This is a genomic window from Pseudomonas sp. LSJ-87, from assembly GCF_032971465.1.
Classification (GTDB): domain Bacteria; phylum Pseudomonadota; class Gammaproteobacteria; order Pseudomonadales; family Pseudomonadaceae; genus Aquipseudomonas; species Aquipseudomonas putida_Z.
In genome coordinates, this window is the sequence record NZ_JAWJYQ010000023.1 from 108,237 (window position 1) to 122,966 (window position 14,730).

Annotated in this window: 12 protein-coding genes; 4 read left to right on the forward strand and 8 right to left on the reverse strand. The window is 65.6% G+C overall.

Annotation, left to right across the window (positions count from 1 at the left end; all coding sequences use genetic code 11):
* Window positions 1-98 precede the first annotated feature (98 nt).
* Complete coding sequence (locus tag RYH74_RS15585; protein WP_317409696.1) at window positions 99-1,196, reverse strand: sugar diacid recognition domain-containing protein; 1,098 nt, start codon at window positions 1,194-1,196, stop codon at window positions 99-101.
* A gap of 163 nt (window positions 1,197-1,359) precedes the next feature.
* Here RYH74_RS15585 and RYH74_RS15590 point away from each other — a divergent pair, with 163 nt between their 5' ends.
* The 4 genes from RYH74_RS15590 to RYH74_RS15605 all read left to right on the forward strand — a co-directional run bounded on the left by RYH74_RS15590 (window position 1,360) and on the right by RYH74_RS15605 (window position 6,821).
* A complete protein-coding gene (locus tag RYH74_RS15590; protein WP_317409697.1) occupies window positions 1,360-2,688 on the forward strand; it encodes an MFS transporter in 1,329 nt (442 codons plus the stop codon).
* Window positions 2,689-2,885: 197 nt separating this feature from the next.
* Complete coding sequence (locus RYH74_RS15595) at window positions 2,886-4,406, forward strand: FAD-dependent oxidoreductase (protein WP_317409698.1); 1,521 nt, start codon at window positions 2,886-2,888, stop codon at window positions 4,404-4,406.
* Between the two features lie 71 nt (window positions 4,407-4,477).
* Entirely contained in the window at window positions 4,478-5,488 is a 1,011-nt protein-coding gene (locus RYH74_RS15600; RefSeq protein ID WP_025339051.1) for an aldo/keto reductase, read from the forward strand.
* 235 nt (window positions 5,489-5,723) lie between these two features.
* Window positions 5,724-6,821 (forward strand): alkene reductase, encoded by a 1,098-nt coding sequence (locus tag RYH74_RS15605; protein ID WP_286919266.1) that lies wholly within the window; start codon window positions 5,724-5,726, stop codon window positions 6,819-6,821.
* 146 nt (window positions 6,822-6,967) lie between these two features.
* On the opposite strand, the gene RYH74_RS15610 is transcribed toward RYH74_RS15605, so the two are convergent.
* The 7 genes from RYH74_RS15610 to catA form a co-directional block, all read right to left on the reverse strand.
* Window positions 6,968-7,948 carry an LLM class flavin-dependent oxidoreductase gene (locus RYH74_RS15610; RefSeq protein WP_085589598.1) on the reverse strand — a complete coding sequence of 327 codons (981 nt, stop codon included), beginning with the start codon at window positions 7,946-7,948 and terminating at the stop codon, window positions 6,968-6,970.
* Between the two features lie 100 nt (window positions 7,949-8,048).
* Window positions 8,049-8,960 carry a LysR family transcriptional regulator gene (locus tag RYH74_RS15615; RefSeq protein ID WP_075045186.1) on the reverse strand — a complete coding sequence of 304 codons (912 nt, stop codon included), beginning with the start codon at window positions 8,958-8,960 and terminating at the stop codon, window positions 8,049-8,051.
* 77 nt (window positions 8,961-9,037) lie between these two features.
* Window positions 9,038-9,730, reverse strand: coding sequence for a TraX family protein (locus tag RYH74_RS15620; RefSeq protein WP_317409699.1), 693 nt, complete (start codon window positions 9,728-9,730; stop codon window positions 9,038-9,040).
* Window positions 9,731-9,733: 3 nt separating this feature from the next.
* Window positions 9,734-10,810 (reverse strand): metal-dependent hydrolase, encoded by a 1,077-nt coding sequence (locus tag RYH74_RS15625; RefSeq protein WP_317409700.1) that lies wholly within the window; start codon window positions 10,808-10,810, stop codon window positions 9,734-9,736.
* 309 nt (window positions 10,811-11,119) lie between these two features.
* On the reverse strand, window positions 11,120-12,370 hold the full coding sequence (locus RYH74_RS15630; protein WP_075045183.1) for an OprD family porin: 1,251 nt from the start codon (window positions 12,368-12,370) through the stop codon (window positions 11,120-11,122).
* A 54-nt stretch (window positions 12,371-12,424) separates the two neighbouring features.
* Window positions 12,425-13,624 carry a benzoate/H(+) symporter BenE family transporter gene (locus RYH74_RS15635; protein WP_317409701.1) on the reverse strand — a complete coding sequence of 400 codons (1,200 nt, stop codon included), beginning with the start codon at window positions 13,622-13,624 and terminating at the stop codon, window positions 12,425-12,427.
* Between the two features lie 161 nt (window positions 13,625-13,785).
* Window positions 13,786-14,700, reverse strand: coding sequence for a catechol 1,2-dioxygenase (gene catA / locus RYH74_RS15640; RefSeq protein ID WP_317409702.1), 915 nt, complete (start codon window positions 14,698-14,700; stop codon window positions 13,786-13,788).
* Window positions 14,701-14,730 lie beyond the last annotated feature (30 nt).

Here is a 14,730-nt window from a genome sequence, read left to right on the forward strand (position 1 = left end):
GCGGCATGCTGACAGGTGGCTGCCAAGGAGGCCTCGGTCAAATGCACAAAACGCCGGGCGGGTTGTTTGGGCAGATGCCTTTCGCCGGCACTGGCCCTTCAGTCGGCAGGCAGCAGCTGCAACCCCAGGTACAAGCTAAGCATCCCTTCCATGCGCAGCGGGTCGACCTCGCCCAGCTCGGCAATCCGCTCCAGGCGGTAGCGCAGGCTGTTGCGGTGGATGCCCAAGGCATCGGCACAGGCCTGGCTCTGGCCGTCATGGGCACACCAGGCGCGCAGGGTGGTGAGCAACTGCCCGCTGCTGTCCTTGCTGCGAATACGCTGCAACGGCTCCAGCAATTCATCCAGCGCATCATCGTTGCGATGCCGCCACAGCAATGCCGGTAACCGGTAGCGTTGCAGGCTGAGCAGGCGCTCGCCGGGCAGTACCTCGCGCCCATAGGCCAGCAGGTCGCGCACCCGGCGATAACCCCGGCGCAGTTGCTCCAGGCTTTGCGCGGGACTGCCCAGGGCCAGCCGCTCCACTTCCCAGCCATGGCGCTGCAGGCGTTCCAGCAGGCGAGGTTCGTCCAGCACCACGCCTGCCGGGCGACACCACAACAACGACTGGCGGGCCGGGCTTACGCACCAACTGTCCGGGTAGCGGCTCATCAACCATGCCGCCAGGGTTTCGGCGGCTGGCCCCGAGGCCAGTTCGAACAGGCACGGTACCCGTGGCAACTGGGGTTTCAGGCCCAGTTGCCGGGCCTCGTCGAGCAACCGCGGAGAATCGCCGCTGCCGCCCAGCAGCAGGGCCAGCAAATCGTCACAGCGCTGCCGTCGCCATTGCTGGTCGGCCTGCAAATGGCGCTGGGCCAGCAGCATTTCGGCGGTCATGCGCACCAGTTCACCATAGGTACGCACTTGCTGCGGGTCACCGGTCAGGCCGAGTACGCCCATCAATCGGCCATCCAGCATCAGCGGCAGGTTCACCCCGGGCTGCACGCCCTTCAGGCATTTGGCCGCGTCGGTATCCAGTTCGACGATGCGGCCGTTGGCCAGCACCAGTTGCGCGCCCTCGTGGCGGGTGTTGATACGCTCCGGCTCGCCACTGCCAAGGATCAACCCCTGGCTGTCCATGACATTGACGTTGCATGGCAGAATGGCCATCGCGCGGTCAACGATATCCTGCGCCAGGTCATGGTCGAGTTCGAACATTGAACGGTCCTTTGGGTGTCAGGGTTTTGGGCTCGGGCACAGCAGCCCGGTGCAAGTGCTGTGCAAAAGCACAAAGACAGGCACGCCGCAGTCCCCGAGACTCGTCAGGGCGAGCGCCGGAACAGGCGACGCGGCGACAACCATAACAACAGAGAACCCGATCATGGCATACAGCCCCGCCCCTGACCAAGGCACGGACACCAACCGCAACGCGCTGTACCGGCGCATCACCCTGCGGCTGATTCCGTTCATTTTCATCTGCTACCTGTTCAACTACCTGGACCGCGTCAACGTCGGCTTTGCCAAGCTGCAGATGCTCGACGCCCTGAAGTTCAGCGAAACGGTGTACGGCCTTGGCGCCGGCATCTTCTTCATCGGCTACGTGCTCTGCGGCCTGCCGAGCAACCTGGCACTCAACCGCTTCGGCCCGCGGCGCTGGATCGCGCTGATGATGATCGCCTGGGGCAGCCTCTCCACCTGCCTGCTGTTCGTCACCACGCCCACCGAGTTCTACGCCTTGCGCCTGCTGACCGGCGCCGCCGAAGCCGGCTTCTTCCCGGGCGTGGTGCTGTACCTTTCGCGCTGGTTCCCGGCGGCACGCCGCGGTCGCATCATGGCCCTGTTCATGTCGGCGATCCCGGTTTCGGGCCTGCTCGGCGGGCCGTTCTCCGGCTGGATCCTCCAACACTTCGCCGCCGGCCAGCACGGCCTGGCCGGCTGGCAATGGATGTTCCTGATCCAGGGCCTGCCGACCGTTGCCCTGGGTGTACTGGCGGTGTTCCTGCTCAGTGACGGCTACCAGAAAGCCGCCTGGCTGAGCCCGGCCGAACGCCAGCTGATCGCCGCCGACCTCGAGGCCGATGCCGCCAGCAAGCCGAGCACTACCGGCGACGGCGTGCTCGCCGTGCTGACCAACCCGCTGATCTGGACCTTCGGCTTTGTCTACTTCTGCATCCAGAGCGGTGTGTACGCGATCAACTTCTGGCTGCCGTCGATCATCAAGAACATGGGCTTCGACAACCCGCTGCTGATCGGCTGGCTCAGCGCCATCCCGTACCTGCTGGCCGGCGTGTTCATGATCCTGTGCGGGCGTTCGGCCGACCTGCGCAACGAGCGCCGCTGGCATCTTGTGGTGCCGATGCTGATGGGCGCCATCGGCCTGCTGATCGCGGTGAACTTCGCCGGCAACCCGGCCATCGCCATCCTCGGCCTGTCGATCGCCACCATGGGCGCGCTCACCGGCCTGCCGATGTTCTGGCCGATGCCCACCGCGCTGCTCAGCGCCGGCGTGGCTGTCGCGGGCCTGGCGATCATCAACTCGGTGGGCCAGATGGCCGGTTTCCTCAGCCCGTACCTGGTCGGTTTCATCAAGGACCAGACCGGCTCGACCGATGCCGCGCTGTATTCGCTGGCGGCGTTGATCGTGCTGGGTAGCCTGGTGGCCTTGCGGGTTACCCGGGCTGGTGCGCTGAGTACTGCAAGGGCCAGTTGAACCCATTCGCGGGCTCGCCCGCTCCCACAGGATCACCACAAGCTCGAACACTGTGGTGTCCCTGTGGAGCGGGCAAGCCCGCGAAGAGGCCAGCCCAGGCCATACAAACGCTAGCTCCTCCACCGATCGTCAGCTCAACGCATCCCCTCCCCAGCCCAGGCGTCAAATGGTTCCAAAGGTCCCTTTGGAGAACCCCCATGACCCAGCACGCCGTGGCCCGCCTGGCCCAACTCGACGAACACCGCCCCCTGCGCGTCCAGGCCGGCAACGAGGAGATCATCCTCATCCGCCAGGGCGACCAGGTGCACGCCTACCAGGGCAACTGCCCCCACGAAGGCGCGCCACTCAATGAGGGCGTGGTATGCGGCGGCCTGCTGGTGTGCCCCTGGCACAAGGCCGCGTTCGCCGTGGACGAGGGCGCGGTCTGCGAGCCGCCGGCCCTGGCCGACCTGCGCCGCTACAAAACCTGGGTCAAGGGCGACGAGGTCTGGGTCGACGACCAACCCCTGCCCAGAACCGAGCCGCCCCGCCACAGCGACGCCCGCTGTTTCGTGGTGGTCGGCGCCGGTGCCGCGGGCAGCGCCGCAGTCGCCACCCTGCTGGACCATGGCTTTGCCGGCCGCCTGGTCTGGGTCGATCAGGAGCGCCAGCCAGCCTACGATCGTACTTCCCTCAGCAAATTCGTGATCGCCGGGCAGATGCCGCCCGATGAGGTGCCGGCCCTGCTCGACGCAGACGCCCTGCGCAAGGGCCAGCTGGAGCGCAAGCATGGCAAGGTGCGCACCCTGAACACGCAGAAGCGCCAGATCACCCTGGCCGACGGCCAGCAGATCGACTATGACGCCTGCCTGCTGGCCACCGGCGGGAAGGCGCTGCGGCCCGACATCCCGGGCGTCGACCTGCTTGGGGTATTTACCCTGCGCTCACGGGAAGATGCGGCGCAACTGCTGGACGCTGCCGAGCCCGGCCAGCCGGCAGTGATCGTCGGCGACGGTTTCATCGGCCTTGAGGCCGCCTCGGCCTTGCGCAAGTACGGTGTGCAGGTGCACCTGGTCACCCGCCATGAGGTCCCCCTGGCCCGGCAGCTGGGCGAGCGCATCGGCCGTAGCATCCGCGAGTTGCACGAACGCAAGGGGGTCACCTTCCATGGCCCCACCGAGGTTGAGCGGATCGAGGGCCAGGGCAAGGTCGAGGCCGTGCTGCTGGCCAACGGTGAACGGCTACAGACGCCATTGGTGCTGCTGGGCACCGGGGTCAGACCGGCGACCGCTTTCATCCAGGGGGTGCTGCTGACCGAGGACAAGTCGGTGCAAGTCGACGCTGAAATGCGCGCTGCAGATGGCCTGTGGGCCGCAGGGGATATCGCCACCTTTCCGCTCAGCGGGCGCCCGGTGCGTATCGAACACTGGCGCCTGGCCCAGCAACATGGGGTGATCGCCGCCGCCAACATGCTCGGCGAGCAGCGCCGATATGCCGACGTGCCGTTCTTCTGGACCTACCAGCACGGCCGCACCTACGAAGTACTGGGCCACGCGCGGGACTGGAACCGCATCGAGTTCGTCGGCGAGCCGGAAAAAGGCGACTTCATCGCCTTGCAATGCGTGGATGAGCGGGTCGAGGCGGTCATCGCCAAGGGCTATTCCGATGCCATGGCGACGTTGTCGCAACGCCTGAAGCGCCCGTTGACCTTGCAGGAGGCCTTGGCGCTGATCGGTTGAGGCTGCCTTTCATTGCGCCCCGGTTGTGTGTAAAACGGGTAGATCAGCCGACTGCACAAGGACCCAAGCGCATGATCTACCGCCCCCTCGGCCACAGTGGCCTGCAGGTTTCCGCCCTTACCCTGGGCAGCATGATGTTCGGCGAGCAGACCAGCACCGAGGACGCCCTGCGCATCATCGACAAGGCCTGGGACCAGGGCATCAACTTCATCGACACCGCAGACGTGTACAACGCCGGGCGCGCGGAGGAAATCGTCGGCGAAGCGGTGGCCCGCCATCGCCAGGACTGGATCGTGGCCAGCAAGGTGGGCTTCGGCCCGGCCGATGGCCTGCCCAACCGCAGCGGGCTGTCGCGCAAGCACATCTTCAATGCCCTGGAGGCCACGCTGACGCGCATGGACATGGACTACCTGGACATCTACTACCTGCACCGCGAAGACCACAAGGTGCCGCTGGAAGAAACCGTACAGGCCATCGGCGACCTGCTGCGCCAAGGCAAGATCCGCTACTGGGGCGTGTCCAACTTCCGCGGCTGGCGCATCGCCGAGGCCTGCCACATTGCCGAGCGCCTGGGCGTGCCCAGGCCAGTGGTGAGCCAGCCGCTGTACAACATCGTCAATCGCCAGGCCGAGCCGGAGCAACTCACCGCAGCCGGCGCCCATGGCCTGGGCGTGGTGCCGTTCAGCCCGCTCGCGCGGGGCGTGCTCAGCGGCAAGTATGCGCCGGGGGCGGTGCCGGATGCCGGTAGCCGTGCCGGGCGCCAGGACAAGCGCATCATGGAAGTGGAATGGCGCCAGGAGTCGCTGGCCATTGCCCGGCAGATCCAGGCCTATGTGGAGGCCAAGGGCGTGGGTATCGTCGAGTTCGCGATTGCCTGGGTGCTGAACAATCGGCTGGTCAGTTCGGCGATTGTCGGGCCGCGGACGGAAGAACAGTGGGATACCTATGGCGGCGCGCTGGCGGTGAAGATTACGGCGGAGGATGAAGCGTTCATTGATTCGCTGGTCACGCCGGGGCATGCGTCGACGCCGGGGTTCAATGATGTGGCGCATTATGTGAGTGGGCGGTTGGCCCGTAGCTGATCGTACTCCTGTCCTGGCCTCTTCGCGGGTAAACCCGCTCCCACAGGGTCACCTATGCCTTCAGGGCCTGTGCAACCCCTGTGGGAGCGGGTTTACCCGCGAAGAGGCCGGGACAGGCGACATCCAAGCTGCTGGAACAAATCATTGGGGAGCCCAATGCCGGGCTCCCGGTCCCCCCTTTCCCCAATCACCTCGGTATCGTGCGCACCATTGGTTTTCCACCTCTGGAGCAGCAATGAAACTCTTGCAACCCCTGAAAGTCGGCCCGCTCACCCTGCCCAACCGCGTGTTCATGGCCCCCCTCACCCGCCTGCGCAGCCTCGAGCCGGGTGACGTACCTACCCCGCTGATGGCCGAGTACTACCGCCAACGCGCCAGCGCCGGGCTGATCATCACCGAAGCCACGCAGATTTCCTTCCAGGCCAAAGGCTATTCCGGCTCGCCAGGCATCCACAGCGCCGAGCAGATCGCCGCCTGGAAGCGTGTCAACGAAGGCATCCACGCCGATGGCGGCCATAGCGCCGTGCAGGTGTGGCACACCGGGCGGGTATCGCACACTTCCCTGCAACCCGGCGGCGAAGCACCGGTGGCACCTTCGGCGCTGCCGGCCGCTGCCCGCACTACCCTGCGTGACGAGCACGGCAACCTGATGCGTGTGGAAACCTCTGCGCCGCGAGCGCTGAGCGAGGCGGAAATCGCCGGCATCGTTGCAGACTTCGGCCAGGCGGCGGCCAATGCCCGTGAAGCCGGGTTCGACTTCATCGAACTGCACGCCGCCCACGGCTACCTGCTGCATCAGTTCCTCACCCCCAGCGCCAACCAACGCGAAGACCGCTACGGCGGCAGCGTCGAGAACCGTGCGCGTATCGTGCTTGAAGCAGTGGACGCGGCGATTGCCAACTGGAGCGCCGAACGCGTGGGTATCCGTGTGTTCCCGCTGGGTGGTTTCAATGGCGTGGACAATGGCGAGGACCAGGAAGCCGCAGGCCTGTACCTGATCCGCGAACTGGCCAAGCGCAACCTTGCCTACCTGCACCTGTCCGAACCGGACTGGGCCGGCGGCAAGCCGCTGCGTGACGAATTCCGCCAGGCGATTCGTGCAGCCTACCCGGGGGTGATCATTGCTGCCGGTGCCTACACCGCCGAGAAAGGTGAAGACCTGATCGGGCGTGGCTTGATCGATGCCGTAGCGTTCGGGCGCAGCTTCATTGCCAACCCGGACCTGGTAGAGCGGCTGCGGGTGCAGGCGCCGTTGAATGCGCACCGGGCGCAGTTCGATTATGCCAATGGGGCTGAGGGGTATACGGATTATCCGTTCCTCAAGCAGGCTTGATGCTGAAAGAGGGAGCTGATGGGCTCCCTTTTTTGTTGCCTGTGCCGGCCTCTTCGCGGGTGAACCCGCTCCCACAGGGATCCCACAAAGTTCAAGTCTGTGGTGATCCTGTGGGAGCGGGTTCACCCGCAAAGAGGCCGGTAGCTTTAACCCAGCTGCGCCAGGGCCTGCGCGGCATAGGCATGCGAACGCTGCCGCGCCAGCGGGTCGTGAATGCGGCAGTCGATCATCAGTTCATCCGCCCCGGTCTGCTCGATCAGGGTGCGCAACCCTTCCCTTACCCGCTCCGGCCCGCCGGCCACGGTGCAGGCCATCACCTGCTCGAGTACCGCGCGCTCATGGCCCGGCAGGCTCTCGACATAACCCTCCTGCGGCTTGGGCAGCAGGCCGAAGCGCCCGACATGCAGGTCCAGCATCCACTTGCGATGGGAGCTGGCCAGGTAATCCGCCTCGGCGTCGCTGTCGGCGGCGAACAGGTTCATGCCCACCATCACATACGGCTTGGCCAGTTGTGCCGAAGGCTGGAAGTTGGCCCGGTAGTGGGCAATGGCCTGCAGCAGGTAGCGCGGGGCAAAGTGCGAGGCGAAGGCATAGGGCAAGCCCAGTTTCGCTGCCAGGTCGGCGCCGAACAGGCTGGAGCCGAGGATCCACACCGGGATGTCATGCTTGCCCGGCACGCCGCGCACGCGGCGCTGGCCGTTGTCGGCCAGGTAGTCGCGCAGTTCGGCGATGTCCTGGCTGAAGTCGCGCTCTGGCGCAGCACCACGCAAGGCGCGCACGGTCGGCCCGGAGCTGCCCGGCGCACGGCCGAGGCCCAGGTCGATGCGGCCAGGGTGCAGGGTGTCGAGCGTACCGAACTGCTCGGCTACCACCAGCGGCGCGTGGTTGGGCAGCATGATGCCACCGGCGCCGACGCGGATATGCCGGGTGGCGTTGGCGATTTCGTTGATGACCAGTGACGTGGCGGCCGAGCCGATGCCCGGCATGTCGTGGTGTTCGGCGATCCAGTAGCGGCTGTAGTGCTGTTGCTCGACATGGCGCGCCAGTTGGCGGGACTCTTCGATCGCGTCGGCGAAGGTCTTGCCTTCGCCGATCATGACCAGGTCCAGTACGGACAGTGCAGTCATGGGGTCTCCACAGGGATTATCAGTGACTGCCAGTTTCCCTGCTGCGCAGCCAGTGATAAACCCGGCTTCAGGCCCGGCATAGGGGCCTGCCATTCCCCAATCAGTATTCCCAGGGCACGCCCGGTTCCCAGCTGGCTACCAGCAGGTCGATGAAGCCGCGTACCCGTGGCGACAGGTGGCGCTTGCTTGGGTAGACGATGCGAATCGGGTCTGCTGGCGGCCGATAGGCTTGCAGCACCTCCACCAGGGTGCCGGCACGCAGGTCGTCGCCGGTAATGTAGGTGGGCAGGTGAATCAGCCCGAAACCCGCCCGCGCGCCTTCGAGCATCGCCTCGGAGCTGTCGATGTTCAGCCGCCCGGGGTCTTCGCACAGGTGCAGCCCCGCTTCGGTATGGAAGCGCCACGGCATGGCCTTTTCACCGGCCAGGAAGGCGATCTTGTCGTGGCCGTAGAGGTCGCCGGGCACCTGCGGTACGCCGCGTGCGTCCAGGTATGCGGGCGAGGCGCAGGTGACGAACTGCTGCCAGGCCACCGTGCGCGTCAACAGTTGCGAGTCTTCCTTCGGTGCGCCGATACGCACCGCAACGTCGATACCCTCCTCGACCAGGTCGACGAAACGGTCGGTGAAGCGGATATCCGCGCGCAGCTCGGGCCACTGCTTCAGGTAGCGGTCGAGAATCGGCAGCACATGGCGCTGGCCGAACGACAGGGGTGCTGTCAGGCGCAGGGTGCCGGTGGGCTTGCCCCGGCGCTGGGCCATGGTGCTTTCCACCTCGTCCAGGTCATCCAGAATCTGCCGCCAGCGCTCGTAGGCCACCAGGCCCTCGTCGGTCAGGCTCAGCTTGCGCGTGGTACGGTTGAGCAGGCGCACGGCCATGCGCGCCTCCAGGCGAGCGATGCTCTTGCCCACCGCCGAGCGCGTCAGGCCCAAGGTGGCGGCGGCGGCGGTAAAACTGCCGGCCTTCGCGGCGCTGACGAAGGCGGCGATGTCGCCGAAGCGGTTGGGTTCCATGGGGGGTTCCTGAGTCTGGTGCGGCCGGTTTAGATGGGTATGGATTTGTGAAATGCAAGCAGGACCGTCGAGAGCGATCAAGCGAAAACCTTGATCGCCAATAAATGCACCGGATAGAACAGGTAGCCCCAACGCCCCACTGCTGGCACCCGCCAATCATCATGACGCAGCAACAGCAACCCGACCGGAATCGCCAAGGCTGCAGCAATCAGCGTCAGCACGGTAATGGGCGCCAACAGATGTTCCCGCAACCAACTGTTGGTCAGGTTCCCACCCATGGCCAACAGGCAAGGCAACACCCAGGCCGCCCCTCCCTTGCGGCGGGCCATCAACCAGGCGCCCGGCAGCATCACCCCCGACAACCCGTACATCAGCTGTTCGCTGAACAACCACCCTGCAAGCAGACCGGCAACGCCAAGCACGCGCGCCGACCTCGACGGATGATGCACGCCCCAGGCAACCAGCAACCCCAACACCAGGGTCGGCATCACGCTGAACGTTGGCGAACCACTGTCCAGCCAACGGTATACAGGCTCCGACAGCACCGCGAACACCAGCATCAACCCCAGATAACGCAGGCTGCCGCGGGTATACAGCGCCCCGCCTCTGGCACGCCCCACATTCACTGCAATGGCCAGGCAGAACAGCGGAAACGCCAACCGGCCAAGTACGAACAGGCCATCGGCAGCAGGCCACAGGAAACGCAGGTGGTCGGCGACCATGGTCAGCATCGCCGTCCACTTGACCAGGTCCAGCCCGGCTGAGCGCATGCCTCAGCGCCCGGGCTCGACTGCGCCAGGGCCCAGGTAACGGTCGGTCCAGGCAGCCAGCGGCAAGGGTGGCTGCTGTTCGACGATCCGTCGCCAGATCAGCACCAGGTCGTCGCCATTGAACGCCGCCCCTGGTCCAGCGCCCTTCCACATCGACGGCACATCGGCGATCCAGTGCCCCTGGCTGTCACGGTGGGCCATGTTGAAGCGGAACGTGTAGTTCCCCGGGATGCCCATGCGCAGGTCGCTGACCACCAGCGCATCGCCGATCTGGTCGTAGCGCAGCCAGTCATCGGTGAACCAGCGCAAACGCTGGTGCAACGGGTGCCCGGCCAGCGCTTGCGCCAGTTGCAGATTACGCGGCAAACGCTGCATTTCTGGCGCTTGCTGGTCGAACCCGCTGCTGATGCCTTCGTAGTAATCGCCATCCGGGGTCTTGGCCAGCACTCGCCAGACCAGGCTGTTGAAAGCTATCGGCACGGCACGTACCTCGCTGACGGCGATACCTTGGCGATCGAGGGCAGCCTGGAAACGTTGCTCGGCCGCCATGCGTCCGGCCAGGCCGAAACCCAGGTAGGCCGCGCTGAATACCAGGGCCAAGGTGAGTAGCTGCGTAGCCTTGCTGGTCAGCCCCTTGATGATTGCGTAGATCACCGCGGCCAGCAGCGGCACGGTGTAGACCGGGTCGATGATGAACACCGCGGCCCAGCTTTCCGGGGTGGCCTGCAAGGGCCAGAACAACTGCGTGCCGTAGACCGTGAAGGCGTCGAGCAAGGGATGGGTGACCAGTACCAGCCAGAACGCCATGAACAGCCTGGGCAAGGTATAGCCTTTGCCAGGCCAGCACTTGTTGACCAGCCAGGCCAGCAGCAAGGCCAGCCCGGTGAGCACGAACAGGGAATGAGAAAAGCCGCGGTGGTAGGTCATCTGCGACACCGGGTCGGCGTAGCGGATGATCACGTCCAGGTCGGGAAGCGTGCCCAGCGCCGCGCCATACAGCAGTGAGCGGCGGCCCTGGATGCGGCCGAGTACGGTACCTTGCAGGGCCGCGCCGAGTACGGCCTGGGTGATGGAGTCCAAGGGTGGCATTCCTGAAAAGGTGGTTTCCAGAAGCTACCTTCATCCTGCCCTGATGCGCAATTCCCTTGGTTATGGGCTTTCATTGTGGGAGATGGCCCAGCCCTTTGGGCTGCGCTGTCGCGTAGATAACTGAAAGTGCAAGCAATCCGCGTACCCTGTGGGAGCGGCTTTAGCCGCGAAGAATCCAACGCGGTGCATGGCACCGGCTGCGCCGGTGTTCGCGGCTAAAGCCGCTCCCACAGGGTCCCTGCTAACTCAATGAGTTATGTGCAGCTCCTACAAAGGTCCTGCAGGCACCCTGTGGATGCGTCAGAACAACTGCCAGGTGTACACCAGCGTCAAGCGGTTCTCGTCGATGTCGCTGCGGTAGTTGGACCGGGCCATGGCATTGCGCACCCGGATCCCCAGCCCCTTCAGCACCCCGCCCTGCACGGCGTAACCGATGTCCAGGTCGCGCTCGCGGTCGCGCCCTTCATAACCCAGCCCAGTGTCGACATTGTTACCGGTGATGTAGCGCACGGTAGCCGTCAGCCCCGGCACGCCCATGGCCGCGAAGTTGTAGTCGTAGCGCACCTGGTACGAGCGTTCGTCGGTGTAGGCGAACTCATAGGTCGGCACTTCGTTACCCAGCGGCGAGATGTTGGCAAACACCCGTGGGAACGGGCTGTCGCCATAAATGCCCTGGTAGCCGGCATGGAAGCTGTGCCCGCCATGCCGGGCCGTGAACATCGAGAAAAACGCCTGGTTGTCGATGTTGCCGAGCAACGCATCGCCATCCTCGCGTGCAGTGAAATACCCCAGGTTGGCGCTGAGCACCCAGTTGCCTACGGGCTTGCTGTGCTTGAGGCCGACAAAGCCCTGTTCGTAGATGTCCTCCAGTTGCCCGTACCACAGGCTGACGCTGCTCTGGTTGGCATTGAACGCATAATCCCCGCCCAGGTAGTTGAAGGCATCGCTTTCTGCCTGGCGCATCGGCACATGGCCGAGCATGGCGTTCATCTTGCCGTCGCCGCCTTCGTTGCGCAGGTGGGTGCTTTTCAGGTGCCCGGCCTGCACGGTCAGGCCGTCGATTTCCGCCGAACTCAGGCTTGCGCCCTGGTAGGTGGGAGGCAACAGGCGGATGTCGCTGAAGGTCAGCACCGGCAGGTTGGGTTGCAGTTCGCCGACGCGCAATTCGGTCCTGGACAACCGGGCCTTGAAGGTGGGCGCCAGGCGGCTGTATTCGTCGGCAGCGCGGCCATCGCCGTGCACCGGCAGCAACCCGGTGTTGGTGCGGTCGGGGCTGCTGTCGAGCTTGATGCCCAGCAGGCCCAGGGCGTCCACGCCAAAGCCGACCGTGCCCGGGGTGTAGCCCGACTTGAAGTCGAGGATGAAGCCCTGGGCCCACTCCTCGGCCTTGGATTGCCGGTTGGCCCCGACGATGTCGGAGAAGTCGCGGCTGAAGTAGTAGTTACGGGCACTCAGGGTGGCCTTCGAATCTTCGAAGAAGCCGCCTTCGGCGGCCAGCAACGGTTGGCTGAGCAAAGTCAGGCCCAGGGCGACGCAAGGGGTGTTGTTCATTCCGAAGCTCTCTTGATCTTGTTTTTATGGGTAAAGCGTTGGAAGCACGGCGGTTCATGGGGTACGGCGCAGCACCTCCCGGGCACGTGGCTGGCGCAGCCTGAGCAACCCATGGCTCAGCAGGCCGAACAGCAGGCCCCAGAACGCTGCCGACAGGCCCAGGAAGGCCACCCCCGAAGCGGTGACCAGGAAGGTGAACAGCCCGGCATCGCGCTCGGTCGGTTCTGCCAGGCTGCGGGCCAGGGCGTCGCTGATGGCGCCATACAGGGCCAGCCCGGCCAGGGCGGCGATCAGGGCGGCGGGGAATGCTGCGAACAGCGACATCAGCGTGGCCCCGGCGATCCCCAGCAGCAGGTACAGCGCACTGCCAGCCACCGCCGCGACATAGCGCCGCCGTGGGTTTTCATGGGCTTCATGGCCAGTGCACAGGCTGGCGGTGACCGCCGCCAGGTTCAGCCCGTGGCAACCGAACGGCGCCAGCGCGGCGCCGGCCACGGCGCTGGCACTGATGATCGGGCTGGCCGGCGTGGGGTAGCCGGCGTTGCGCAGCACTGCCATGCCCGGCATGAACTGCCCGGTCAGGGCCACCAGCACCAGCGGCAGTGCCAGGCTGAATACCGCTGCCAGGCTGAACTGCGGGGTGACCCACTGCGGCGACGCCAGCTCCAGCACCAGCGCCTCGCTGCGAAACGCCCCGCTGGCCACGGTCACCACCGTGCCCACGCACAGCACCGCCGCCACGGCGTAGCGCGGCTGCAGCCGGCGCATCAGCACGTAGGTGACGAACATTGCCAGTACCAGCAGCGGTTGCACCGGCAAGGCGCGGAACACCTCGACGCCGAAGCTGAACAGGATGCCGGCCTGCATGCCGGCGGCGATGGAGCCTGGCAGGCGCGCGATGATGCGGTCGAAGGCCCCGCTGATGCCGATCAGCAGCAAAACCAGGTTGGCCACCAGGTAGGCGCCCACGGCCTGTTCCAGGCCCAGTTGCGGCAAGGCGGTGACCAGCAGCGCCGAGCCGGGGATCGACCAGGCGATCACCACCGGCACCCGATAGCGCAGGCTGAGCAGCGCGCCAAGCACGGCGCTGCCCATGGACACTGCCCAGACCCAGGAGGACAGTTGCCGATGGGACAGGCCGGCGGCTTCTGCGGCGTGGAAGATGATCACCAGGGGGCCTGCGTAAGAGATCATCGTGGCGATGCAGCCGGCGACGATGGCGGACAGTGAACTGTCCTTGATCAGGGTTTTCATGGCACCTCTCGCAAGGCATCTGGCCGGGCTAGGTGACCGGCTCTTGTTCTTGTGTTGCCTTCTTCGCGGGTAAACCCGCTCCCACAGGGACTACACAGGTTCCAGCATTTGCGCCGTACCTGTGGGAGCGGGTTCACCCGCGAAGAAGCCAACTGGGTGGATCAGGCCTCCTGCAACGCCCGCGGCCGCCCACTGCGCTGCTCATCGGCACCGCCCCGGGCCCGCTGCAACTGGAAGTCGAACTTCAGCTCGGCATGCCGCCCCGCCTTGCCCTCGACGAACACCACCTCGCCCACCAGCCCATCGCGCGTGGCATAGGCAAAGTCATCCCACAGGTACTTGTCCCCGGCCAGGTTGATCTGCGTGGTCAGGTGCCGGTGCCCAGGCGCCGAGATGAAGAAGTGCACATGCGCCGGGCGCTGGCCATGGCGGCCCAGCAGGTCCAGGCACTCCTGGGTCGGCCCCTGCGGGTCGCAGCCATAGCCTGACGGCACGATGGAGCGCGCGCGGTAGCGCCCTTGGGCATCGGTGACGATGCGCCGGCGCAGGTTGTACTCGGACTGGCTCTGATCGAAGAACGAATAAGTGCCACGGGTATTGGCATGCCACAGGTCAACCGTGGCCCCAGGCAACGGCCGCCCTTGTGGGTCGAGCACCTGGCCCTCGAGGTACATCGGCGTGGCCACGCCCTCCTCGCTACCGTCATCCATGCGCACTTCACCTTCGGCGATGGGCGCACCGGCCACGTACAGCGGGCCTTCGATGGTGCGTGGGGTGCCGCCGACAAGGCCTGCCTGCTGGTCCTTGGCATCCTGCAACAAGTCGAGGAAGTGCTCGATGCCCAACCCCGCCACCAGCAGCCCCGCCTCGCCGCGGCCGCCCAGGCGGTTGAGGTAGTCGACGGCATGCCAGAACTCGTCCTCGCTGATTTTCAGGTCTTCGATCAGCCGCGCGGTGTCTTGCAGCAGGCGCTGCACAATGCGCTTCAGGCGTGGGCTGCCGGCATCGTTGCCAAAGCCTGCGGCCTCTTCGAAGAACTGCTGTACCTCGGCAGTGTGGGAAATTTTCACGGTCATGGTGGGTTACCTCATGTTGTTGTTCTGGAG

Bases quoted from the DNA above. Each gene is read 5' to 3' on its own strand.
- RYH74_RS15585 (WP_317409696.1), bottom strand. From the start codon at position 1,196: ATGTTCGAACTCGACCATGACCTGGCGCAGGATATCGTTGACCGCGCG.
- RYH74_RS15600 (WP_025339051.1), top strand. From the start codon at position 4,478: ATGATCTACCGCCCCCTCGGCCACAGTGGCCTGCAGGTTTCCGCCCTT.
- RYH74_RS15605 (WP_286919266.1), top strand. From the start codon at position 5,724: ATGAAACTCTTGCAACCCCTGAAAGTCGGCCCGCTCACCCTGCCCAAC.
- catA (WP_317409702.1), bottom strand. From the start codon at position 14,700: ATGACCGTGAAAATTTCCCACACTGCCGAGGTACAGCAGTTCTTCGAA.
- RYH74_RS15620 (WP_317409699.1), bottom strand. From the start codon at position 9,730: ATGCGCTCAGCCGGGCTGGACCTGGTCAAGTGGACGGCGATGCTGACC.
- RYH74_RS15630 (WP_075045183.1), bottom strand. From the start codon at position 12,370: ATGAACAACACCCCTTGCGTCGCCCTGGGCCTGACTTTGCTCAGCCAA.
- RYH74_RS15590 (WP_317409697.1), top strand. From the start codon at position 1,360: ATGGCATACAGCCCCGCCCCTGACCAAGGCACGGACACCAACCGCAAC.
- RYH74_RS15610 (WP_085589598.1), bottom strand. From the start codon at position 7,948: ATGACTGCACTGTCCGTACTGGACCTGGTCATGATCGGCGAAGGCAAG.
- RYH74_RS15615 (WP_075045186.1), bottom strand. From the start codon at position 8,960: ATGGAACCCAACCGCTTCGGCGACATCGCCGCCTTCGTCAGCGCCGCG.
- RYH74_RS15595 (WP_317409698.1), top strand. From the start codon at position 2,886: ATGACCCAGCACGCCGTGGCCCGCCTGGCCCAACTCGACGAACACCGC.
- RYH74_RS15635 (WP_317409701.1), bottom strand. From the start codon at position 13,624: ATGAAAACCCTGATCAAGGACAGTTCACTGTCCGCCATCGTCGCCGGC.